The 21,780-nt window shown below is 70.6% G+C and carries 20 protein-coding genes; 8 read left to right on the top strand and 12 right to left on the bottom strand.

Translation table 11 applies throughout. From position 1 onward, the window contains the following. Window positions 1-53: 53 nt before the first annotated feature. The 3 genes from EV193_RS10065 to EV193_RS10055 are packed head-to-tail and all read left to right on the top strand — an operon-like array spanning window position 54 to window position 5,203. Window positions 54-1,007, top strand: a complete 954-nt coding sequence (locus EV193_RS10065) for a hypothetical protein (RefSeq protein ID WP_130343792.1) — start codon at window positions 54-56, stop codon at window positions 1,005-1,007. Then, window positions 1,004-1,987: a nucleoside triphosphate pyrophosphohydrolase gene (locus tag EV193_RS10060; RefSeq protein WP_130343791.1), complete on the top strand. Its 984-nt coding sequence runs from the start codon at window positions 1,004-1,006 to the stop codon at window positions 1,985-1,987. The genes EV193_RS10065 and EV193_RS10060 overlap by 4 nt, the downstream gene beginning before the upstream one ends. A gap of 9 nt (window positions 1,988-1,996) precedes the next feature. After that, window positions 1,997-5,203, top strand: a complete 3,207-nt coding sequence (locus EV193_RS10055) for a S41 family peptidase (protein ID WP_130343790.1) — start codon at window positions 1,997-1,999, stop codon at window positions 5,201-5,203. On the opposite strand, the gene EV193_RS10050 is transcribed toward EV193_RS10055, so the two are convergent. Together EV193_RS10050 and EV193_RS10045 are read right to left on the bottom strand one after the other, a co-directional pair. Then, a complete protein-coding gene (locus EV193_RS10050) occupies window positions 5,204-5,521 on the bottom strand; it encodes a DMT family transporter (protein ID WP_130343789.1) in 318 nt (105 codons plus the stop codon). Beyond that, the gene (locus tag EV193_RS10045; RefSeq protein WP_130343788.1) at window positions 5,518-6,144 is read right to left on the bottom strand and encodes an FMN-dependent NADH-azoreductase; all 627 of its coding nucleotides are present in this window, start codon (window positions 6,142-6,144) and stop codon (window positions 5,518-5,520) included. The genes EV193_RS10050 and EV193_RS10045 overlap by 4 nt, the downstream gene beginning before the upstream one ends. A gap of 78 nt (window positions 6,145-6,222) precedes the next feature. Between EV193_RS10045 and EV193_RS10040 the strand changes: the two genes are divergently transcribed. After that, window positions 6,223-6,786 (top strand): TetR/AcrR family transcriptional regulator, encoded by a 564-nt coding sequence (locus EV193_RS10040; RefSeq protein WP_423202155.1) that lies wholly within the window; start codon window positions 6,223-6,225, stop codon window positions 6,784-6,786. 3 nt (window positions 6,787-6,789) lie between these two features. On the opposite strand, the gene hppD is transcribed toward EV193_RS10040, so the two are convergent. Further along, window positions 6,790-7,983, bottom strand: a complete 1,194-nt coding sequence (gene hppD, locus EV193_RS10035; RefSeq protein WP_130343787.1) for a 4-hydroxyphenylpyruvate dioxygenase — start codon at window positions 7,981-7,983, stop codon at window positions 6,790-6,792. 150 nt (window positions 7,984-8,133) lie between these two features. Here hppD and EV193_RS10030 point away from each other — a divergent pair, with 150 nt between their 5' ends. Continuing rightward, window positions 8,134-8,613 carry an Lrp/AsnC family transcriptional regulator gene (locus EV193_RS10030; protein ID WP_130343786.1) on the top strand — a complete coding sequence of 160 codons (480 nt, stop codon included), beginning with the start codon at window positions 8,134-8,136 and terminating at the stop codon, window positions 8,611-8,613. A gap of 93 nt (window positions 8,614-8,706) precedes the next feature. Here EV193_RS10030 and EV193_RS10025 read toward each other — a convergent pair whose 3' ends face one another. From EV193_RS10025 to EV193_RS10010, 4 genes are all read right to left on the bottom strand, one after another. Continuing rightward, complete coding sequence (locus EV193_RS10025; protein WP_130343785.1) at window positions 8,707-10,188, bottom strand: DHA2 family efflux MFS transporter permease subunit; 1,482 nt, start codon at window positions 10,186-10,188, stop codon at window positions 8,707-8,709. Between the two features lie 77 nt (window positions 10,189-10,265). Beyond that, window positions 10,266-10,766: a MarR family winged helix-turn-helix transcriptional regulator gene (locus EV193_RS10020; RefSeq protein WP_130343784.1), complete on the bottom strand. Its 501-nt coding sequence runs from the start codon at window positions 10,764-10,766 to the stop codon at window positions 10,266-10,268. Window positions 10,767-10,881: 115 nt separating this feature from the next. Further along, a complete protein-coding gene (greA, locus tag EV193_RS10015) occupies window positions 10,882-11,382 on the bottom strand; it encodes a transcription elongation factor GreA (protein WP_130343783.1) in 501 nt (166 codons plus the stop codon). Between the two features lie 195 nt (window positions 11,383-11,577). Continuing rightward, window positions 11,578-12,027, bottom strand: coding sequence for a DUF4307 domain-containing protein (locus EV193_RS10010; protein ID WP_242613265.1), 450 nt, complete (start codon window positions 12,025-12,027; stop codon window positions 11,578-11,580). A 133-nt stretch (window positions 12,028-12,160) separates the two neighbouring features. On the opposite strand from EV193_RS10010, the gene mca reads away from it, so the two are divergent. After that, a complete protein-coding gene (gene mca, locus EV193_RS10005) occupies window positions 12,161-13,042 on the top strand; it encodes a mycothiol conjugate amidase Mca (RefSeq protein WP_130343781.1) in 882 nt (293 codons plus the stop codon). Beyond that, the gene (locus EV193_RS10000; RefSeq protein WP_423202154.1) at window positions 13,039-13,326 is read left to right on the top strand and encodes a hypothetical protein; all 288 of its coding nucleotides are present in this window, start codon (window positions 13,039-13,041) and stop codon (window positions 13,324-13,326) included. Before mca ends, EV193_RS10000 begins: the two co-directional genes overlap by 4 nt. Before the next feature lie 5 nt (window positions 13,327-13,331). On the opposite strand, the gene EV193_RS09995 is transcribed toward EV193_RS10000, so the two are convergent. The 5 genes from EV193_RS09995 to EV193_RS09975 form a co-directional block, all read right to left on the bottom strand. Next, entirely contained in the window at window positions 13,332-13,763 is a 432-nt protein-coding gene (locus EV193_RS09995; RefSeq protein WP_130343780.1) for a roadblock/LC7 domain-containing protein, read from the bottom strand. Beyond that, window positions 13,760-15,946: a sensor histidine kinase gene (locus EV193_RS09990; protein WP_130343779.1), complete on the bottom strand. Its 2,187-nt coding sequence runs from the start codon at window positions 15,944-15,946 to the stop codon at window positions 13,760-13,762. The genes EV193_RS09995 and EV193_RS09990 overlap by 4 nt, the downstream gene beginning before the upstream one ends. 266 nt (window positions 15,947-16,212) lie before the next feature. Continuing rightward, complete coding sequence (locus EV193_RS09985; protein ID WP_130343778.1) at window positions 16,213-17,997, bottom strand: bifunctional serine/threonine-protein kinase/glutamate ABC transporter substrate-binding protein; 1,785 nt, start codon at window positions 17,995-17,997, stop codon at window positions 16,213-16,215. 40 nt (window positions 17,998-18,037) lie between these two features. Beyond that, the gene (locus EV193_RS09980) at window positions 18,038-19,447 is read right to left on the bottom strand and encodes an AAA family ATPase (RefSeq protein ID WP_130343777.1); all 1,410 of its coding nucleotides are present in this window, start codon (window positions 19,445-19,447) and stop codon (window positions 18,038-18,040) included. A 23-nt stretch (window positions 19,448-19,470) separates the two neighbouring features. After that, window positions 19,471-20,034 (bottom strand): RNA polymerase sigma factor, encoded by a 564-nt coding sequence (locus EV193_RS09975; protein ID WP_130343776.1) that lies wholly within the window; start codon window positions 20,032-20,034, stop codon window positions 19,471-19,473. 203 nt (window positions 20,035-20,237) lie between these two features. On the opposite strand from EV193_RS09975, the gene EV193_RS09970 reads away from it, so the two are divergent. Beyond that, a complete protein-coding gene (locus EV193_RS09970; protein ID WP_130343775.1) occupies window positions 20,238-21,719 on the top strand; it encodes a class I SAM-dependent methyltransferase in 1,482 nt (493 codons plus the stop codon). Window positions 21,720-21,780 lie beyond the last annotated feature (61 nt).

The raw sequence follows: 21,780 nt of genomic DNA, 5'->3' as shown, positions 1-21,780 counted from the left end.
GCGGTACCTCCGGATCTTGCGGTGTGAGAAGGTACGCAACTGTGAGGAGTGCCATGCACAGCCGGGGCCTGCTGCTGATCACCGCCGCCGCGCTGACCGTCGGGCTGACCGCCTGCGGATCAGGGCCGAGCCAGGTCGGGTCAGCGGCGATCATCGGGGACAAGGTGATCGCGCTCGACGACGTCCAGTCCGACCTGAAGTGGGTCTTGGACAACGTCCCGCAGGTTCAGCAACAGCAGAAGCAGCACAAGCTGGACCTGGTGTCCCGTGAGCTGGTGAGCAGGCGCATCCAGCACGAGCTGATCGCGATCGCGACGCGGCGGGAGAGCCTGCAGATCGACGAGCGCGAAGTCACCGAGATGATCAACGGGTCCGGCGGCGAGGTGGAGGCCGCCAAGCAGAACGGTGACACCCCGGCCAAGATCCGCGAGGTCGCCAGGGACATTCTCCTGACCCAGGCGCTCGGCTCCCACTACTTCAACAAGCTGTCGGTCACCTTCGACGGCGTGGTGATCCCGGTCCGCGCGGAAAGCGGTTCCAGCGCCAAGGATCGCGCCCAGGCGCTGGCCCGGCAGATCGCCGACAACCCGGCTCGTGCGCGCGACCTCATGCGCACCGGTGCCGGGCCGAACGCCCAGGTCGTGGTCGACCAGCAGGTCACGCCCGCGCTCACCGAGCGCACCGGCGGCGCCGCGTGGGCCGGCGGGCCGCTGTTCGGCGCGAAGGCGGGCACCGTGATCGCCTTCACGCCCGAGGACGACAACGGCTCCTGGCTCGTGGTGCAGGTGCACGACCGCAAGGTCCTCGACCCGGCGCCGACCAACACGCAGGGCAAGCCGCAGACGCTGTACAAGCTCGGGCAGCGCGTGCTCAGCCAGCTCGCCGACGAGGTCGGGCTCAAGGTCAACCCGCGCTATGGCGTGTGGGACCCGCTGGCGGTGAACGTCGCGCCGCGCGTGGAAGAGGCCACCGGGGTCCAGATCCCGGTGCGCCGCACCACGCCGTGACCGGAGCCGTGGTCGTGCTGCGGCCCGGCGGTCTGCTGCCGGCCGCCGCCGTGCCACTGGCCCGTGCGGCGAACGCCTGTTACGTAACGTCCGCTGTGGACGGTGCGACGGCGAGCGCGCTGGATGCTCCGGTCGCACCGGAAGACGTTGTGGCACAAGCGGAATCGCGTGCAGTCGTGGTGTTCGCGGCCAGTGCCGACGACCCGGCGATGGGTGTGCTGCGGCGGGCCGGGTTCGCCGTCGTGGCCGAACCGGGCGTCGGGCTGTTGGACGCGGTGGCCGTGATGGACCGGCTGCGCTCGCCGGGCGGCTGCCCGTGGGACGCCGAGCAGACCCACGAGACGCTTCGCCAGTACCTGGTCGAGGAGTGCTTCGAACTGCTCGAGGCGATCGAGGACGGCGACCGGGCGGCACTGCGCGAGGAACTCGGCGACGTGCTGCTGCAGGTGCTGTTCCACGCGCGTATCGCCGCCGAGGACCCCGAGGACCCGTTCACCGTCGACGATGTCGCCGCCGAGCTGGTCGTCAAGCTGGTCAACCGGCACCCGCACGTGTTCGCCGGCGGTGACCCGGCCGTGCGCGACGCGTCCAGCCAGGAACTCCGCTGGGAGGAGTTGAAGCAGGCCGAGAAGCGCCGCGAGTCCAGTGTGGACGGTGTGGCGATGGGTCAGCCTGCACTGGCGCTGGCCGCCAAACTGGCCCAGCGCACCGCTCGCGCCGGGCTGCCCGGCGAACTGCTGCCCCGGCACGAAAACCCCGGCGCGCGGCTGTTCGAGCTGGCCGCGCTGGCGAAGCTCGCCGGCGGCGATCCCGAGTCCGACCTGCGTGCCGTGGCTCGCGCGTTCGCCGCCGACGTGCGCGCCGCCGAGGCCGCCGCCCGTGCCGCCGGGGTGGATCCGGCCACAATGGACCACGCCGCGTGGACCAGATTTTGGCCGCACACAACGAAATCGGCGGCGCACGGAGACCATCCGAACTAGCGTGGACCGGTGACCCCCGCAGCGATCCCCGCATACCTCCGCTTCCCACACCCGCACGGCGATCTCGTCACCTTCGTCGCCGAGGACGACGTCTGGCTCGCCCCACTCGACGGTGGCCGCGCCTGGCGGGTCAGCGCCGACCAGGTGCCGGTGACCAACCCGCGGTTCTCGCCGGACGGCACGCTGATCGCCTGGACCAGCACCCGCGACGTCGACCCCGAGGTGCACGTCGCGCCGGTCGACGGCGGCGCGAGCAGGAGGCTCACCTACTGGGGCGACCCGAAGACCACGGTGCTCGGCTGGACCCCGGACGGCGAGGTGATCGCCAGCACCTCGACCGGCCAGCCGTCGACCCGCCGCACCTGGGCGCACACCGTGCCAGCCGACGGGGGCACTCCGACCCGGCTGCCGTACGGGCCGGTCGGCGGCGTCGCGCACGGCCCCGGCGGAGCCCTGTTGCTGGTGTCGGCCAACTCCAGCGAGCCGGCGCACTGGAAGCGGTACCGCGGCGGCACCGCCGGCAAGCTGTGGCACAAACCCGGTGACAGCACCGAGTTCACCCGCGTTCTGTCCGAAGTGGACGGAAACGTCAGCTCGCCGATGTTCGTCGGGGAGCGGATCGCGTTCCTGTCCGACCATGAGGGCGTCGCCGCGCTGTACTCGGCGAACCAGGACGGCTCGGACCTGCGCCGGCACGGCGGGCTGGGCGAGTTCTACGCCCGCAACGCCACCACCGACGGCACCCGCGTGGTCTACCACGCCGGCGGGCGACTGTACATTGTGGACAGTCTGGACGGTGAGCCGCGCGAGCTGGAGATCCGGCTCGGCGGGCCGCGCGTCAACCGTCAGCCCTACCCGGTGTCCGCGCGCGAGGAGCTGACCGAGTTCACGCCCGACCACGCCGCGCGGGCCAGCGTGGTCGAGGTGCGCGGCACCGTGCACTGGCTGACCCACCGCGACGGCCCGGCCCGCGCGCTGTCCGCCGCGCCCGGCGTGCGCGCCCGCATGCCCCGGGTGCTCGGCGACACCGGCCGCGCCGCGTGGATCACCGACGCGGACGGCGAGGACGCGCTGGAGATCGCGTCGGTGGACGGCGGGTCCGGCCGGCGAATCGGCGGCGGCACGCTCGGCCGGGTACTCGAACTGGAGGCAGCGCCCGACGGCCGGCGGCTCGCGCTGATCACCCACGACGGGCGGGTGCTCCTGGTCGACACCGACGACGACACCGACACCGACGAGATCACCGAGGTCGCGCGCGGCGGCAGCGCGGACCCGAGCGACCTCGCCTTCTCGCCCGACTCGGCGTGGCTGGCCTGGTCGCATCCCGGCCCGAACCCGTTGCGGCACATCAGGATTCTCGAGATCGCCACACTGTCCACAGTGGACGTGACACCGCTGCGGTTCGCCGACTACGCGCCCGCGTTCACCGCTGACGGCAAGCACCTGGTGTTCCTGTCCGCACGCAGCTTCGACCCGGTGTACGACGCGCACGTGTTCGACATGTCCTTCCTCAACGGCAGCCGGCCGTTCCTGGTGCCGCTGGCCGCGACCACCCCGTCGCCGTTCGCGCCGACCCCCGCCGGCCGGCCGGTCGGTGACCCGGACGGCGACCACAAGGGCGAGGACGGCGCCGCGCCGCACACCGAGGTCGACCCGGACGGGATCGCCGACCGGGTGGTGCCGTTCCCCGTTCCCGCCGCGCGGTACAGCGCGCTGCTGCCGGCCAAGGGCGGCGTGCTGTGGATGCGGCACCCGACCGCCGGCGTGCTCGGCACCGATCTGTCCGATGTGGACGACGACGAGCCGAGGCCGGTGCTGGAGCGCTACGACCTGGCCAAGCGCAAGGTCGTGGAGCTGGCCGACGGCGTTGACGACGTGGCGGTCAGCGGCGACGGCGCCCGGATCGTGATCAGGGACGGGCGAACCCTGCGCGTGCTGCCGTCCGACCACAAGGCCGACTCCGATGACGACGACAACGACAACGTCGAGGTGGACCTGTCCCGGGTGCGGGTGTGGGTGCGGCCGCCCGAGGAGTGGGCGCAGGAGTACGCCGAGACCGGCCGGCTCATGCGGGATCACTTCTGGCGCGCTGATCTCGGCGGGGTGGACTGGTCCGGCGTGCTCGACCGGTACCGCCCGCTGCTGGACACGATCGGCTGCTACGACGAGTTCGTGGACCTCCTGTGGGAGGTGCAGGGCGAACTCGGTACCTCGCACGCCTACGTGTGGGAGGCCGACGGGTACCGCGACGCCCGGGTGCGGCTGGGCCTGCTCGGCGCGGACCTGGAGCGCGACGGCGACGGGCGCTGGCGGGTGGCCGCCGTGCTGCCCGGCGAGTCGTCCGACCCGGAGGCGCGCTCACCGCTGCGCGCACCCGGCGTGGCCGTGCGCGAGGGTGACGCGATCCTCGCCGTGGACGGCCACGACGTCGATCCGGACGCCGGCCCGGCGCCGCTTCTCGTTGGTACGGCGGACAAACCGGTCGAGCTGACCGTCGCGCCGGCCGCCGGGGGAGAGCCGCGCCGGGTGGTCGTCGTGCCGCTGCACGACGAGATGGCGTCGCGCTACCAGGCATGGGTGGCCGGCCGGCGCGACCACGTGCACCAGGCCACCGGCGGGCGGGTCGGGTACCTGCACGTGCCGGACATGGTGGCCAGCGGGTGGGCGCAGCTGCACCGCGACCTGCGGCTGGAGATGGCGCGCGACGCGGTGATCGTGGACGTGCGGGAGAACCGGGGCGGGCACCTGTCGCAGCTCGTGGTGGAGAAGCTGGGGCGCCGGATCGTCGGGTGGAGCACCGGCCGCGACGGCTACCACGCCAGCACCTACCCGGCCGACGCGCCGCGCGGACCGGTGGTGGCCGTGGCCGACGAGTTCTCCGGCTCCGACGGCGACATCGTCAACGCGGCGATCAAGGCGCTGGGCATCGGGCCGGTGGTCGGCACCCGCACCTGGGGCGGCGTGATCGGCATCGACATGCGCTACCACCTGGTGGACGGCACGCTGGTGACCCAGCCCCGGTACGCGACCTGGATGCAGGGACCCGGGTGGGGCGTGGAGAACCGGGGCGTGGAGCCGGACGTCGAGGTGGTCATGACGCCGGCCGACCACGCCGAGGGCCGCGATCCGCAGTTGGACACCGCGATCGCCCTGGCGCTGGACGCGTTGGCCGAGCGCCCGGCCGCCACACTGCCGGAGATCCCGCCGCTGGCGTGATCACGTCGTGGCGACGCGGGCCAGCACGATGCCGCCGATGATCAACGCCAGCGCGAGCATTCGGAGCACGCTGATCTGCTCGCCGTTGCGCAGCGCGCCGATCACGATCGCGCCGACCGCGCCCATCCCGGTGAACACCACGTACGCGGTGCCCACCGGGATCCCGTCCATCGCGCGCGATAGCAGGTAGACCGCGCCGGCCATCAGGATCAGGCACACCAGCGTGGGCAGCGGCTTGGTGAAGTTCTCCGTCGGCCGGATGCTCTGCGCCCACACCACCTCGACGAGCCCGGCCGCCACGAGCAGCAGCCAACTCATCGGGCCAGCTCGTCGGTCCGGCGTTCGGCCGCGGCGGCGGAGTCGCGCTGCTTGCCGGCCAGATTCGCCAGCGTCGGATCGACCAGCACGTTGGTCAGCTCGGAGTTGACGAACTCGACGTCCTCGACGGCGTAGTGCCCCGCGATGAAGTCGCGCAGGTAGCGCTCGTGGTGGTCGAACGGCTCGCGTGGAGTGCCCGGCAGGTAGGAGCCGCCCCGCGCGCCGGCGACGACGAAACGCCGCGGTGCCAACGACATTCGCGGGAAGGTGACCTGATCGATCCACGCCTTCAACGCGGCCGGGATCGAGAAGTTGTACATGGGTGCGCCGATCAGGATCACGTCCGCCGCGAGAAATTCCGATAGCAGAGGATTGACGACCCGCCACGCTGCCCGTTGCGCTGGGGTGCACACGACGTCCTGGTAGCGCGCGGGATCGGTGACCTCGGCGGCGAGCAGGGCGTCACACAACTCGGTCCACCCCTGGCCGATGAGCGGCACGGGGTTCGCGGCGAGATCGCGGTAGGTGTAGCCGGTGTGCGGGAACGCGGCGGCGAATCGTGCGGTCAGCGTGCGAGAGAAGGACTCGCGGCGGGCGCTGCTGTCGAGGTGGAGCAGATGCATGAGCACGGCCTCTCGGAGTAACTGGACATCGTGTCCACTTGCTCAACTGGACACCGCGTCCGGTTATTCCCTACCGTCGTGCGGGTGGGACAGGAGCGCGCCGACGCCGCGCGGAACCGGCAGCGGGTGCTCGACGCGGCCGCCGAGCTGTTCGCCGCGAACGGTCCGGAGAGCGTCACGATGGACGACATCGCGCGCGCGGCCGGCGTGGGCAGGGCGACCCTGTACCGCCGCTACCCCGACCGGTCGGCGATCGCGGTCGCGCTGCTGGACGAGCACGAGCGCGTGCTGCAGGAGAAGCTGATCCGTGGCGAGCCGCCGCTCGGGCCGGGTGCGCCGCCCGCGCAGCGGCTGGCCGCGTTCTACGCCGCGATGGTCGATCTGCTGGAGCGGCACGGCCACCTGGTGCTCGGCAGCGAGGTCGGGCGATCGCGGTTCGAGACCGGCGCGTACCGGTTCTGGCGCGCGCACGTGCGGTCGCTGCTGGTCGCGGCGAAGCGAAAGGACGCCGACCCGCTGGTCGACGTCCTGCTCGCGCCGCTGGCTCCCGAGGTCTACCGGTACCAGCGCGAGGATCTCGGCCTCGGCAAGCGCCGCATCACGGCGACGCTCGCCGGGTTGGCCGAGGCCGTCCTCGGGTGACGGTCAGAGGTTGCCGCGGCGCTCCTGCTCGCGCTCGATCGCCTCGAACAGCGCCTTGAAGTTGCCCTTGCCGAAGCCGAGCGAGCCGTGCCGCTCGATCAGCTCGTAGAACACGGTCGGACGGTCGCCGATCGGCTTGCTGAAGATCTGCAGCAGGTAGCCGTCCTCGTCCCGGTCGACCAGGATCTTGTGCTCCTTGAGCGTCTCGATCGGCACCCGGACCTCGCCGATCCGCGCGCGCAGCTCCGGGTCCTCGTAGTAGGAGTCCGGCGCGTCCAGGAACTCCACGCCCGCCTCGCGCATCGCGGTGACCGTGCGGATGACGTCGTTGGTGGCCAGCGCGATGTGCTGGCAGCCGGCGCCGTCGTAGTACTCCAGGTACTCGTCGATCTGCGACTTCTTCTTCGCGATCGCCGGCTCGTTGAGCGGGAACTTCACCCGGTGGTTGCCGTTGGACACCACCTTGCTCATCAGCGCCGAGTACTCCGTGGCGATGTCGTCACCGACGAACTCCGCCATGTTCACGAAGCCCATCACCCGGTTGTAGAACTCGACCCACTCGTCCATCTTGCCCAGCTCGACGTTGCCCACGCAGTGGTCCACCGCCTGGAACAGTCGCTTCGGCGCGCCCTCGGGCCGGCGGATCGTGCTCTCCCGCGCCTCGTAGCCCGGCAGGTAAGGGCCGTTGTAGCGGGAACGGTCGATCAGCGTGTGCCGGGTCTCGCCGTAGGTGGCGATCGCGGCGCGGCGCACGGTGCCGTGCTCGTCGGACACGTCGTTGGGCTCCTCGAGCACGGTGGCGCCCTTGGCCCGCGCGTGCTCGATGCACCTGTCCACGTCGGCGACCTCGAGCGCGAGGTCCACCACGCCGTCGCCGTGCTTGCGGTGGTGGTCCAGCAGTGCGCTGTCCGGCGTCACCCCGCCGTTGATCACGAACCGCGCCGAGCCGGACTTCAGTACGAACGACTTGTACTCGCGGTTGCCGTTCTCCGGCCCGGAATAGGCGATCAGTTGCATGCCGAACGCGGACTGGTAGAACAGCGCCGTCTGGGTGGCGTTGCCGGACACGAACACGATCGCGTCCATCGACTTGACCGGGAACGGGTCGGTCGACGCGTCGTACTCGACCAGGCCAACCAGCTGCTTGAGCTGGTCGAAGCTGACGTCGTCGAGCTTCTCGCCCAAGGTGTCGGTCATCTCGTCCTCCCGGTGCCTGCGGTGTCAGTCCGTCCGTTCAGCATTGGCTTACGCTGCAGAATGAGCAACACTCGGAAGAATCACTGAACAATGTGCACAGGATTTGCTGGCACCCGGTGGGCAAGCTGGGCAACCTGACCAGGAGGACGCATGACCATCGATCCGGACGGTGAACTGGACACGCTGGACGCGCGGCTGCTGCTCCTGCTGACCGACTCGCCGCGGCTGGGTGTGCTGGAGTGCTCGCGGCGGCTCGGCGTCGCGCGCGGCACGGTGCAGGCGCGGCTGGATCGGCTGACCCGGCGCGGGGTGCTGCGCGGGTTCCCGCCCGACCTGGATCTCGCGGCGATGGGCTACGGGCTGACCGCGTTCGCCGTGCTGGAGATCGCCCAGGGGCGTCGCGAGGAGGTGTCCACCCGGCTCGCGGCGATCGACGAGGTGTGCGAAGTGCACGCCACCACCGGCCAGGGCGATCTCCTGGTCCGGATGGTGGCGCGCTCCAACGCCGATCTGCAGCGGGTGATCGACCAGGTCGTGGATCTCAAGTGGGTGCAGCGCACGTCCACCTCGATCGCGTTGTCCACGCCCGTCGAGCACCGAGTCCGCCCGCTGCTCGAAAGCCTGCTGTGAATGCGCGAGTCCCGCGCCCTGCACCGGTGAGTCCCGCGCTCAGCATGGTGCGGAGCGCGGGACTCACCGTGTCCCAGCGCGGGACTCGCGAGGTCAGGCGGACTCGGTGGCCGGCACGGCGTCGATCTCCCGGGCGTCGTCCGGCGCGTGTTCTGTCACCTGCTCCTGGGGCACCGGCCGCAGTACGGCCACCGCCAGCGCGATCCCCACGATCACGAGCAGCCCGCCGATGCCGAACGCCAGGTGGTAGCCGCCGGTCATCGCGACCGGCTCGGTGTCACCCGACCCGCGCAGCGACTCGGTGTGCCCGGTGGCCACCGTGGTCAGCACGGTCAGCCCGAGCGCGCCGCCCACCTGCTGGGTGGTGTTGGCCAGCCCTGATGCCAGACCCGCCTCGTGCTCCGACGCCCCGGACATGGCCAGCGTCATGATCGCCGGGAACGCGAGCCCGACACCGAACCCGATCAGCAGCATCACCGGCAGCAGATCGCTGGCGTAGGTCGCGACGACCGGCACCCTGGCGAACAGCAGTAGTCCGGCCGTGATCAGCACCAGCCCGGCGATCAGCACCCGACGTTCGCCGAACCGCGAGTTGAGCCGCGCCGACGCGCCCAGCGACATCGCCGCGATCAACACGGCCACCGGCAGGAACGCCAGTCCGATGTCCAGCGCGTCGTAGTCCTGCAGCTTCAGGTACAGCGCGCCGAGCGTGAACGTACTCAGCAGGCCGGCCATCATCAGCACCTGGATCAGGTTCGCGCCGGAGACGTTCCGCGAGCGGAAGATCCGCAGCGGGAGCAGTGGTTTGGCCGCACGGGCCTGGCGCACCACGAACCCGGCCAGCAGCGCCAGCGACAGCGCGCCGAGGCTGATCGTGTGCACGTGCCCCCAGCCGTAGCTCTCGGTCTCCACGATCGTGTACACGCCGAGCATCAGCGCGGAGGTGACCAGCACCGCGCCGATCACATCGGCACCCTCGCGCAGGCCGAGGCCCTCGTCGGCGGGCACGATGCGCGCCGCGAGCACGCCGACCACGACGCCGATCGGCACGTTCACGAAGAAGATCCAGTGCCAGTTGATCGCCTCGGTGAGCACGCCGCCGGCCAGCAGGCCGATGGACGCGCCGGCCGCCGCCACGAAGCTGAACACGCCGATCGCGCGCGCCTGCTCGCGCTGCTCGGGGAACATCGTCACGATCATGCCGAGGATCACCGCGGAGGTGAGCGCGCCGCCGGCCCCCTGCAGGAACCGCGCGATCACGAGCCACTCCGCGTTGCCCGCCACGCCGCACAGCACCGATGCCGCGGTGAACATGGTGACACCGGCGAGGAACACCCGTTTGCGGCCGATCAGGTCGCCGAGCCGGCCGGCCAGCAGCAGCAGGCCGCCGAGCGCGATCAGGTAGGCGTTCACCACCCAGGCGAGCCCGGACTGGGTGAAGCCGAGGTCGTTCTGGATCGCGGGCAGTGCCACGGTCACGATGGTCTGGTCGAGGATGATCATCAACATCCCCGCGCACAGCACGACGAGCGCCACCCAGCGCGATCTGCTCGTCGTACCAATGGTTTCCGGCATGAGCCGCCCTCCCTGGAGTCTTACCTTCCAGGTGCGACCGTAGCAGATAGTTTGCTAGTAGACGATCTATTTTCTGACTAGTGAGACTGTCGCGGTCGTCTCACCTGTTGTTGGCAGTGGGCCGGCTGCGCCAGGCGCTTCCCGACGAGGTGCGCCAGCATCTCGAGGAACAGCTCGGCCTGGCCGTCGGGCAGGGCTTCGAGCACGTCGGCGTACACGTCGGCGACGACATCGTCGGACATGGCGAGGATTCGCTTGCCTGTCTTGGTCACCGCGATGATCCGGGCCCGTCGGTCGGTCGCCGAGGCCTTGCGCTCGGCGTAGCCGTTCTGCTCCAGCTCGTCGATCGTGGCCGTCATCGTGGTCTTGTCCAGCGCGGACATCTCCGCGAGCTGGCTCTGGGTGAACTCGCCCCGGTTCGCGTTGGTGAGCACGCAGCGCGCGCGGGGGGAGATGCCGACCGTCTCGAGTGCGGCGGCCAGCTCGGTGGTCAGCACATGGCTGGCCTGGGACAACAGAAAACACAGATCGGTGGAGACCTGTGTGGCGGGCGGCGCTGCCTGCGCTTCGGTCGTCATGGACCGATCGTAACAAATAGTGTGCTAGTAGATGGTTTTGTCGCAGAACGATCTGGTACGGGAAGACGTGCGAGGTGGAGCCGACCCGTCCGCCGGCTCCACCTCGTCCCGTGCGTCAGCCCGTGTAGGGCACCGCCTTGATCAACGTGACCTTCTGCGTGCCGCCGTTGGGCAGCTCGTAGGACCGCGTCTCGCCCTCCTTGGCGCCGAGCAGCGCCTTGCCGAGCGGAGACTCCGGGGAGAAAACCTCGAGCTCGCCCTCCACGCCCTCTTCGCGGGTGGCGAGCAGGAAGTTCTCGGTGTCCTTGTCACCCTCGTAGCGCACGGTCAGGACCTTGCCCGGCTCGGCGAGGCCGTCGTTCGGCGGCGCCTCACCCACCTTGGCCGTGCGCAGCAACTCCTGGAGCTGCCGGATGCGAGCTTCCGCCTGACCCTGCTCCTCACGGGCGGCGTGATAGCCCCCGTTCTCCTTCAGGTCGCCTTCTTCGCGGCTCGCGTTGATCTTCGCGGCAATGACCGGGCGATTCTCGACAAGCTCGTCGAGCTCGTGCTTGAGCCGGTTGTAGGCATCCTGGGTAAGCCAGGTCACCTGGGCGGTCTCGCTCACGGTCACCAACTCCTCTTGCTCCTAGGTCCGGAACTCGGACCGAACGTGTGCCTCCCGTACCGGCCGGCACGTTCTCCCGGATGGCGGGCACCCGGGAATGGAAAAAACACGGCCCGCCAGGGGCCGTGCCGGTGAACGAGGGTAGCACGTCTCGTGGACGTCAGGTGACCGATTTGTCCGTTTTAGAGGTGTGGACCTCGGAGTTCACTCCGTTGGCCGATGATCAGTAGACAGGTACCCGGGGACCTGGTAGGAGCAGCCGAACACGTCCGCGGTGACCGGTTCGCGGGTCCCCTTGATCACCGTACTGACCGAGGTGGACCTCCCGCCTGGTGGGATCAGCACCTCTTTGCGGCCCGTTTCGGCGCCGTCCACGCTGCGCACCCGCACGATGCACACCGCTGCCTTGCCCGGCTCGTCGCGCACCACGTCGAAGTTCAGCCGCATCGTGGTCGGGTCCACCGAGGAGAACCCGGTCCGCTGCGTCTCGATCGGCGCGGTGCCCAGGTTCGTGTAGCCGAGAAACGTGACCACGCCGCCCACCACGAGCGCCCCGGATACCCACGCGACCAGCTTCCACCGGCGCGACCTGGGCCGATCGCGCGAACCGTACCGGCCCTCCGGCACCCGGATGCCGCCGATCGTGTTCGTCAAGGCGGCCCTCCCCGCGGAGATGTCGTACCCGGCGGGAACAATGGAACCCGCCGTCGACGTTCGAGTATCCGCGAGCACTGGGTACCGGCGTGACGCGGGGGCCACACGGCAGGAAAGGACCGGTAGGGGAAGCATGGGCGAGAAGCTGCGGCTGATGGCGGTGCACGCGCACCCGGACGACGAGTCCAGCAAGGGCGCGGCCACCATGGCCAAGTACACCGCTGCCGGCCACGAGGTCATGGTGGTGACCTGCACGGGCGGCGAGCGCGGCGACATCCTCAATCCGGCCATGGAGCGCCCGGACGTCAAGGAGAACATGACCGACGTCCGCCGCGCCGAGATGGCCAGGGCGGCGGAGATCCTCGGTGTCCAGCACCGCTGGCTCGGGTTCGTCGACTCCGGCCTGCCCGAGGGCGACCCGACGCCGCCGCTGCCCGAGGGCTGCTTCGCCCTGGTGCCACTGGAGGAGTCGGTTCCGCCACTGGTGAAGGCCATGCGCGAGTTCAAGCCGCACGTCGTGATCACCTACGACGAGAACGGCGGCTACCCGCACCCCGACCACATCCGCTGCCACGAGGTGTCGGTCGCCGCGTTCGACGCGGCCGGCGACCCGGATCGCTACCCCGAGCAGGGCGAACCGTGGACGCCGCTGAAGCTGTACTACTCGCACGGGTTCTCCCGGTCCCGGCTGGTCGCCATGCACGAGGCGCTGCTGGCCCGCGGGCTGGAGTCGCCGTACGGGGAGTGGCTGGAGAAGTGGGACGCCGACAAGGGCGACCTGTCGCACCGAGTCACCACGAAGATCGAGTGCGCCGAGTACTTCGAGACGCGGGACGCCGCCCTGCTCGCGCACGCCACGCAGATCGACCCCAACAGCCGCTGGTTCGCCGTGCCGCTCGAGGTGCAGCGGGACGTGTGGCCGTTCGAGGAGTACGAGCTGGCGCGCTCGCTTGTGGACACCACGTTGCCGGAGGACGATCTGTTCGCGGGGATCGAGGAGAAGGTGACCGCGTGACGGAAACGTTCGGGCTCACACCGGTGGCGGCCACCGGCGCGTACGTCGCGCAGCCGCCGCCGAAGCCGGAGGACCCGGGCGGCCGGGGCGCCGACTTCGGCAAGGCCTCGCCGGTGGCCTTCGTCGTGCTGATCCTGTTCTTCGTCGCGGTGGTGTTCCTGGCCCGGTCGATGACCAAGCACCTGAAGAAGGTGCCGGCCAGCTTCGACCCGCCGGAGGACAAGCCGGACGGTGTCACGCAGGACAGGGACAAGCCCGTAGACGACGAGAAGAAGTCCGACTGAGGGGCCTATCGCGGCAGGTGGTCGCGGAGGTCGCTGATCAACGCGGGGGTCAGCACCGCGCCGAACCGCTCGGTGAGCAGGGCGATCTCGTAGCCGATCGTGCCGACGTCCGCCTCGGAGTCGGCGATCACGCCGAGGCAACTGCCACCCGGTATCGAGGACACCAGCATGAGGCCGCGCCGCCGCTCGATCATCATCAGCTTGAGTTCGCCGAGGTCGTAGCGGTCCGACGCGCCCCGGCTGAGGCTGCACAGCCCGGCCACCACCGCGGCCAGGTGATCGCCGGACGCGCGGTCCAGACTCGGCGACATCGCCAGCAGCAGGCCGTCCGCGGACACCGCCACCGCGTCGCGCACGCCGTGCGTGGTGCGCACGAAGTTGGCCAGCAGCCAGCCGAACGTATCCGGGCCGGCGTCGGTGTTCGTGCCGGAGGTCATGCCTGATCCTTTTCGCTCGCGGTGTGGCTGACGGGGTGCGGTTCGGGCCGGGTACGACTGCCGCGCCGGTGGCCGTCGCGGAACGACGACAGCATCACCCGCACGTCGTCCGGGGGCCGGGCGGCGTCGGTGCCCGTGGGCGCTTGCCTGGCGGGCACGGGCCGGCGGGATCGCTTGGGCAGCCCGCTGCTGGTGCGCTCGCCGCCGTCGGCGAGTGAGGCGATCGCCTTCGACGGGCGCTGTGCCGGACGCTCGACCGGGCGCTCGATCGGGCGCGGGGAGTGGTGCTCGGGCGGACTCGGCGGCACCGGTCGAGGCTCGGCCAGCAGCGCCGTCGGCAGCAGCACGCGGGCGCTGACCCCGGACGTCGGCGACTCCACCAGCCGGACCCGCGCGCCCAGGTTCGCGGCGAGCGCACCGATCACGTGGTGGCCGAGGAACCGCGTCGGCGCGACGAGGAAGGTGTCCTCGCCGCGGAACTTCGCGTTCGCCTCGGCGAGCGCCTCCGCCGGCATCCCGATGCCATGGTCGACGATCACCAGCAGGTATCCGTCCGCGACGCGCCTGCCCCGCACCTCGACCTCGCGGTCCGGCGGGGAGAACGTCAGGCCGTTCTCGATCAGCTCGGCGAGCAGGTGCGCGACGTCGGGCACGATCGAGCCGGGGACGAACACCGGGTCGACGTCGCGCAGCCGCACCCTGGTGTAGTCCTCCACCTCGGACACCGCCGCCCGGACGGCGTCCACGATCGACACCGGCGCGCTCGGCCGACGCGGGCCCGTCTCGCCGACCAACACCAGCAGGCTCTCCGAGTTGCGCCGCATCCGGGTGGCCAGGTGGTCGAGCAGGAACAGCCGGCCGAGCGCGTCCGGATCCAGCTCGGTGCGCTCGAACTCGCTGATCGCGCTGATCTGCCGGCGCAGCAGGCTCTGGTTGCGGCGGCCCAGGTTGGCCAGTGACTGGCGCGCGTTGTGGCGCAGCACGGCTTGCTCGGTCGCCAGCGTCATCGCCGAGGTTCGCACCCGGTCGATGGCGCCGGCGAGCACGGTGATCTCGGTGTAGGAGTCGCCGACGCTGACGCCGACCGGCTCCAGCGGCTCGGGCGGCGATCCGTCCTGGACGGCGGCGATGGCCTCGGGAAGGTGGGTGCCGGCCACCGTGTCGGCGTCGCGGGCGAGCCTGGCCAGCGGGCTGGTGATCGACCGGATTCCCTTGTACACCACGCGAATCAGCACCAGGACGACGGCGACGGCGGCCAGCGCGGCCAGCAGCAGCTCGATCACGGCGTCGCGGTGCAGCGCGTCGGCGTGCCCGGCGATGTCCTGGCCGATCGAGCGCTGCACGTCACGCAGGTCGTCGATCACCTTGGTCATCGACGACCACCACTCCAGCGGGTCGACCCGCCCCGGTACGGGGCCGGCCGCGCCGAGCAGCGCGGTGTGCTCGTACCTCGCCGCGGTCGTCGCCGCGATCGAGCCGAGCACGGCGGTGAACCGATCGTTCTGTTCGGCGGTGGCGTGTCTGCCGAACTCGTCGGCCGCGGCGAGCTTCGCGGCCCGGATCTCACTGAACCTGACGTAGTCGTCGCCGGTGAAGCGGCCGGCGGCGAACACACCGTTGAGAAACCCGCGCTCGCGGGCCGCGGTCTCCTTCACGTCGCCGAGCGTCCGGAGTGCGGCCAGCCCGTCGCGCAGAGCGGTGTCGTCGGCGCCGGTGCCGGTCAGCTCGACGCGGGTGAGGCCGACGATCGCGGTGGTGTAGAAGTCGAAGGTCTGTGCCCGGCCCGCGCTTCTCGTGTCCGTTCCCGTGCGGACCGATGCCAGCCCGTCCAGCGTGCGCAGGGCATCGGCCACCCGGTGTTCGTCCGGTTCGAGGTGGCCGCGCAGGTCACGGAGGGCGGCGTCGGTCGCGTGCCGCTGGTCGGCGATCGTGTCGGCGAATCGGGTGTCGCCGCCGAGCAAGCCGTTGGTCATTCCGCGTTCGCGTTGCAATTCGTGAATCGAGTCCTGGATGGTCAACGCGAGCGGCACCGGCTCGACGGCCTCGGTCACCGCACGGTAGCGGCTCAACTCGCCGACCATGGCGTAGCCGATCAGGCCGAGAATGATCGCCAATGAAATCGCGAGAATCTGGGTCAGTTTTCCGCGCACTGAACGGCCGGAGAGGATTTGACGCCCGGTCATGAGTGGTTCGCCCTCTTATCGCCTTGTGGACGAGCACAGTCTTGAGGACTTGCCGCTCCGGTGACAACGGACGGCGGACGGTCGCCGGGGTGCACGCGAAAAGCGTGCCACGCGTCGGTAACACTACTGATTCGTAGTTAACATGTGGGCAGCCTTCATCACGCGTTTGGCGCAGCTATTCGTGGTGCGTAATGGTTTTCGGCGCACCGCGTTAATCATTGTTGACACCTTCGCACGGCGAGCCGCGGTGGGGCGTGAGCCCGACGCTAGCGTTCGGTGACCGCCGGCGGCTGGTCCGGAATCGGGAAGCCCGGCACGCCGCCGAACGCCTTGCGCAGCGATTGCCGCCACTCGCCGGACTGCTCGAACCTCTCCAGCGCCTCGGCGACGGCTCGGCGTCCGTCCGGGTCGTTCTTGTTGACCGCGATGCCCAATCGATAGCTGTCACCGAACGGCTTGTTCACCAGTCGGAGCTGGCCGGGTTTCAGCATGGCCTGGCCGGCGAGCAGGGTGTTGTCGTTGGCCACCGCGTCGACCTGTCCACTCGTCAGCGCGGCGACGCACTCCGCGATTCCCGGCAGTGACACCACCTCGGCGCCCGGCGCCCGCTGCGGGAAGGTCGCCGCGAGCGTCGAGCCGGTCAGGACGCAGACCTTCTTGCCGCGCAACGATTCCGCGCCGGTGATCGAGGAGTCGCCGGTCCTGGCCAACAGGTCCGCGTTGGCGAGGAGATACGGGCCGACGAAGTCGACCGCCTTCTTGCGCTCCTCGGTGATGATGTAGGACGCGACGACGAAGTCCACCTGCCCGTTGGTCAACGCGGGCTGTGCGGACGCGCCGGTCACCGACTTGAATTCGATCGCCTTCGTGTCCACGCCGAGTGCCCGCGCGATCGAGCGGGCGATGTCGATGTCGAATCCGGTGAGTACCCCGGCGGAATCGCGCTGCCCGATTCCCGGCATGTCGAAGCGGACTCCGACCCGGAGCCGACCGTTCGCCGCGGCGGCCAGGATTCCCGTTCGGGCCGGCGCCGGGAGGGCACTCGTCGTCGGCGCGCTGGCCTGTGCGGCCTGGGCGGGCGGGTCGTCATCGGCCGGGCGCATCCAGCCGGGAGCCGCCAAGCCAGTGATCAACACGGCGGCGACGGCCAGCGTGGTCAGCACGGCGGCCACGACCATTCCGGTACGGCGAGCCTGCCGCCGCGGTGGAGGCGCCGCCCAGGCGATGGTGGTGGCGCCGCGCAGGGCCGCGTCCGCCGCGGTGATCAACTCCGACGCGCTCGCGTACCGGTCGGCCGGGTTCTTCGCCATGCCGCGCGCGACCACCGCGTCCAGTGCCGGGCTGATGTGCGGCATCAGCCGCGACGGCACCGGCGGCGGCTCGAACAGGTGCGCGGTGATCTTGGCGGCCGGCTCGGACGCAGGATGCGGCAGCCGCCCGGTCAGGCACTGGAACAGCACGCAGGCCAGCGAGTACACGTCGGACCGCCGATCGATCGCGGTACCGGAGGACAGCCGCTCCGGCGCGATGTAGTCCAGCGAACCGACCAGCACGCCGGACTCGGTGAGCGCGGTGGCCTCCGCCGAGGTGGACCGCGCGATGCCGAAGTCGGCCAGGTAGGCGTGATCGTTCGGGCCGATCAACATGTTGGACGGCTTCACGTCCCGGTGCAGCAGCCCGTTCGCGTGCGCCGCGTCCAGCGCGCTCGCCACCTGGGCCAGGATCCGGACCATTCGCGCCGGATCGATCCGCCCCGCCGTGATCTCGTCGCCCAGATCACTGCCGTCGACCAGCAGCATGTCCAGGTACAACTGACCGTCGATCTCGCCGAAGTCGTTGACCGGCACGACATTCGGGTGGCGCAGGTTCGCCACGATCCGCGCCTCGCGGGTGAACCGGGCACGGAACTCCGCGTCGGTCACCGATGCCGGCAGCCGCTTCAACGCGATCATGCGCTGGTGCACGGTGTCGAACGCGCGGTAGACCTCGCCCATGCCGCCGCGCCCGAGCAACTCGTGGATGCGGTACCGCCCGAACAGCGGCTCGTCCATGGTCTCCTCTGGAGTTCCCCGGTGATCAACGCGGAAGAGGCTACCCGGCGGCCCGTCCGCCGAGAACGGTTCGCGTCAACGCGTTGCGCTCGTCGAGCAGGTCGTCCAACGCGCCGCGCACGGTCGGCTCGTCCAGCACCAGCTCGCCGTCGGTCGCCTCGTCGGCGGCGCGCAACACCGCCCTGCGCGCCAGTTCCCGGATGAACGACGCGGTCACGCCGTCGGTGGCGGCCACGATGTCTCCGGCGTCCGGCACGCGCAGCGTCACGTCCCGCGTGTACCGCCGCAGCAGCTGCTCCCGGCAGTCCGCGTCCGGACGGGGGATCTCCACCGCGAGGTCGACTCGTCCCGGCCGGTCGGTCAGCGCGTGCTCGAGCACCTCGACCCGGTTGGTGGTCAGCACGAAGGTCACGTTCGCGTCCGCGCCGATCCCGTCCAGCTCGTTGAGCAACTGGAACAGCAACGGATTGCTGGCACCCATCGAGCCGTAGGAGCGGTCCTGCGCGATCAGGTCGACGTCCTCGACCACCACGACCGACGGCTGCAGCCGCCGCGCCAGTGCCGTGGCCTCGCCGATCATGGAGAGCGCCTTGCCGGCCACCAGCACGACCGTCGTGTCGGCCATGCGGCTCTCCAGGTAGCGGATCGTGTGCGTCTTGCCGGTGCCCGGCGGGCCGTGCAGCAGCAGGCCGCGTTTGAGGTGCTGGCCGGCGGCGCGCAGCGTGTCCGCCCGTGCCTCGGCGAGCACGACGTGCCGCTCGATCGTGTCCAGCACGCCCGGCGGGAGCACCACGTCGTCGGCGGTCAGCGACGGGCGCGGCTGGAAGGACACCAGCTTGTTGCCCCGATGCTCGCTGAACCCGAAGGAGAGGACCTGGCCGCGGAACACGTCGCGCTCGCGCATCAGGTCCTCGACCCGCTCGCGGACGGTGGTCGCCACGGCCCGGTCGACCGCGAGCACCTGCAGCGTGCAGGACTGGTCGCCGTGGTACGGATTCGAGCCGCGGACCACCACGACGACCGGCTCGCCGCCCGGTGCGACCGCCTGGACGAGGCCGAACTGGACGGCGTCCACGCTGGTGTCCGGTCCGACCGCCACGCTCGCGTAGTCCACCGGGCCGATGTCGGCCACCGTGCCCTGCGAGGTCAGCAGATCGATCAGGTCGGAGTGGCTGCGGCCGGAGCCGCCGACGCCGAACCAGGCCGCGTCCGGCGAGTACTCGGCCAGGTACGCCTCGATGCCGCGATGCAGGTTGGCGTGCTCCCACGCGGCCCATCTCGCGGTGACGTTCGGGATCTGGTTGAGCGGGCAGCCGAGGTGGTCGGTGATCGCGCGGACCAGCGGCGAGTCACCCCGGCTCGGCAGGGCCGCGGTGGCGGCGTCCAGCATCGCGCGCAGCGACGTGGCGAGTTCGATGGCGTCCGACGGGTCGACAGCGGAGTCGGTCATACCGCCACCCTAGGCACAAGTGATCAACCCGCGATGGCCGTTCGTAAAGCCCGCAGTCCGCGCGAGGTCTGACTTGTCACGCTGGACGCGGTGCAGCCCATCCGGGTGGCCGTCTCCTCGACCGAGAGGTCCTGGCCGAACCGCAGCCACAGCGCGATCTTCTGGCGCGTCGGCAGTTCGGCCAGGCGCTGGAGCACGGTGCTCTCGCCGTCATCGTCCGGTACCGGAATGGATAGTTCGGGAATGTTTGCTACCAGAACTTCGCGGGCGCGGCCGGACGTCCTGCGCTCGTCCACGAAGATCGAGTGCAGCACCCGCTGCGCGTAGGACTCCAGCCGCCCGATCCCGGTGAGCGTGGTCCGCCTGCTGAGCAACCGCTCGAACGTCGACTGCACGAGATCCTCGGCCTGATCGCGGCAGCCGCACAGCCGGAAAGCCCTGCGCAGCAACGGACTCCGGATCGCGTCGAGGGTGGAATCGATGGGCGGCGGCGCCGGTTCGAGCGTTCCGGCCAGGGCCGCGAGCACGGTCCGCAGCGCGTCCTCGGACGGCTCGGCCACCGGTCGGATGGTTTGCGCCGTGCTCATGTCCTACCTCCCCGAACCGCGTCGTGCCGTGGCCTCAAACGCTGCTCTGGGGCCAGGGGACCGACAACCCCTATCACCCCCTGCTTCGTCTGGACGGCACACATTCACCGGCGATTTCGTCAGCATCGCGGAGCACCGACTCCGTCTAACCGAGTGCCAGCGGCGGATTTTCCGCCGAGGAGTGCGTCATTTGTGAGGTGCCCATGTGTTCACCCGGCCCCGTGCGCGCGGAGGACCGGCGGTTGCCGCCGGGCGGACGCGCCACCCTCGAGCGGATGCGTGAGGTGGTGCTGGACTACCTCGACGTGACCCCGCGCGTGATCGATCTCGGTTGCGGCACCGGCTGGTTGACCGTGTGGCTGCACGAGAACTTCGGCTCCAGGTACACCACCGGCGTCGACGTCGATCCCGAACTGATCGAGGCGGCGGGCCTGCGGTACGCCGACTTCGAGGGGGTCGACTTCGCCGGACTCTCCGCGCTGGACGCCCTGCCCGACACGGGGGCGGACCTGATCGTCCGCGGCGGAAGCGTGTCACCCGACGGGGTCTACTCGTCCGTGGCGAAGGTGATCTCCGGGCGCGACGGTCTGTTCGTGGACTTGGTGTACCAGTACGACATCGCGCCCCGACCCGAGCCGCGCGCGGCGGCCGGCCGGCTGCGCGACTACGAGCAGGGCGGGCTGGTGCTGCGGCACTGGGAGCGGCACGACTCGGCCACCGACGAGCCCGAGGCGCTGGCCGAGCCGGACGCCGACCGCCGCCACCCGGCCGTCGCCGTGCTGGACACCGCCGGCCCGCTGGCCAAGTCGGCGCCCCGGCGCGACGCCAAGGCCGGCATGCCGCCGACGGTCGACCAGGTGCTGGTGTTCGCCGAGACCTGGTCGGCGCCGATCGACCGGCTGCCGCTGATCGAGATCGACGCGATGTCGCCGGTGCGCAGGGCCAGCTACTTCGGCGTGCCGATTCCGGCGCCGGGCGGGCGGTCCGCGGTGATCGAGGCGTGCCAGTTGCTGCTCGAACTGGGCGCCTCCCAGGACGGCATGCTGCTCGACGTCGGGTGCCGCGACGGGCACTCCTCGCTGATCGCCGCCCAGTACTTCCCGTTCACCGTGGGCATCGACGTGCAGCCGGCGGTGATCGGCGCCGCGCGCAGGATGGCCGAGTTGACCAGCAGCACGGCCAACTTCTCCGTCGAGGACCCGCAGAACACCGAGCGCGAGGCGGGCAGCGTCGAGGCCGCGCTGCTCACCGCCACGCTGGAGATCCACGCCGACCCGCAGGCGCTGCTGCACGAACTGCACCGAGTGCTGGTCGACGACGGGCTGGTGATCGAGTTCCTGTTCGACTACGGCGACCCGGACGCGGTCTCCGAGCAACTGCGCGCGACGGTGTCGCCGTACTTCACCCCGGCCCGGCTGTCGGACAAGATCGCCATGTTCGAGCGCGCCGGGTTCGAGCTGGTGTACGCCGAGCGCAAGGAGCCGCCGGGCATCAGCGCGACCCGCCGCGACGAGCTGACCAGGGCGCTCGTGGACGCCGAGTTGCGCCGCAATCCGGCGATCACCAACGCCGACCGGGACGTGCTGGCCGGACTGGTCGCCGAGGCCGTGCACCCGCCCGACCTGGACGGCGGCAACCCGCACATGTTCCTGGCCGCCTTCCGCAAGGCCCGCAACCAGGGCTGACACCAGGGTTAACACCGTCACGTGCCCCCGCTCACTCAGGTTTGCCCGGTTACGCTGGGGT

Source organism: Herbihabitans rhizosphaerae, assembly GCF_004216555.1.
GTDB classification, from domain to species: domain Bacteria; phylum Actinomycetota; class Actinomycetes; order Mycobacteriales; family Pseudonocardiaceae; genus Herbihabitans; species Herbihabitans rhizosphaerae.
This window is presented reverse-complemented; position numbering and strand designations above follow the sequence as displayed.

Coding starts and splice junctions, on each gene's coding strand:
- EV193_RS10065 (WP_130343792.1), top strand. CDS start 54: ATGCACAGCCGGGGCCTGCTGCTGATCACCGCCGCCGCGCTGACCGTC.
- EV193_RS10050 (WP_130343789.1), bottom strand. CDS start 5,521: ATGAGTTGGCTGCTGCTCGTGGCGGCCGGGCTCGTCGAGGTGGTGTGG.
- EV193_RS10045 (WP_130343788.1), bottom strand. CDS start 6,144: ATGCATCTGCTCCACCTCGACAGCAGCGCCCGCCGCGAGTCCTTCTCT.
- hppD (WP_130343787.1), bottom strand. CDS start 7,983: ATGACCGACACCTTGGGCGAGAAGCTCGACGACGTCAGCTTCGACCAG.
- EV193_RS10030 (WP_130343786.1), top strand. CDS start 8,134: ATGACCATCGATCCGGACGGTGAACTGGACACGCTGGACGCGCGGCTG.
- EV193_RS10025 (WP_130343785.1), bottom strand. CDS start 10,188: ATGCCGGAAACCATTGGTACGACGAGCAGATCGCGCTGGGTGGCGCTC.
- EV193_RS10020 (WP_130343784.1), bottom strand. CDS start 10,766: ATGACGACCGAAGCGCAGGCAGCGCCGCCCGCCACACAGGTCTCCACC.
- mca (WP_130343781.1), top strand. CDS start 12,161: ATGGGCGAGAAGCTGCGGCTGATGGCGGTGCACGCGCACCCGGACGAC.
- EV193_RS09995 (WP_130343780.1), bottom strand. CDS start 13,763: ATGACCTCCGGCACGAACACCGACGCCGGCCCGGATACGTTCGGCTGG.
- EV193_RS09990 (WP_130343779.1), bottom strand. CDS start 15,946: ATGACCGGGCGTCAAATCCTCTCCGGCCGTTCAGTGCGCGGAAAACTG.
- EV193_RS09985 (WP_130343778.1), bottom strand. CDS start 17,997: ATGGACGAGCCGCTGTTCGGGCGGTACCGCATCCACGAGTTGCTCGGG.
- EV193_RS09980 (WP_130343777.1), bottom strand. CDS start 19,447: ATGACCGACTCCGCTGTCGACCCGTCGGACGCCATCGAACTCGCCACG.
- EV193_RS09975 (WP_130343776.1), bottom strand. CDS start 20,034: ATGAGCACGGCGCAAACCATCCGACCGGTGGCCGAGCCGTCCGAGGAC.
- EV193_RS09970 (WP_130343775.1), top strand. CDS start 20,238: ATGTGTTCACCCGGCCCCGTGCGCGCGGAGGACCGGCGGTTGCCGCCG.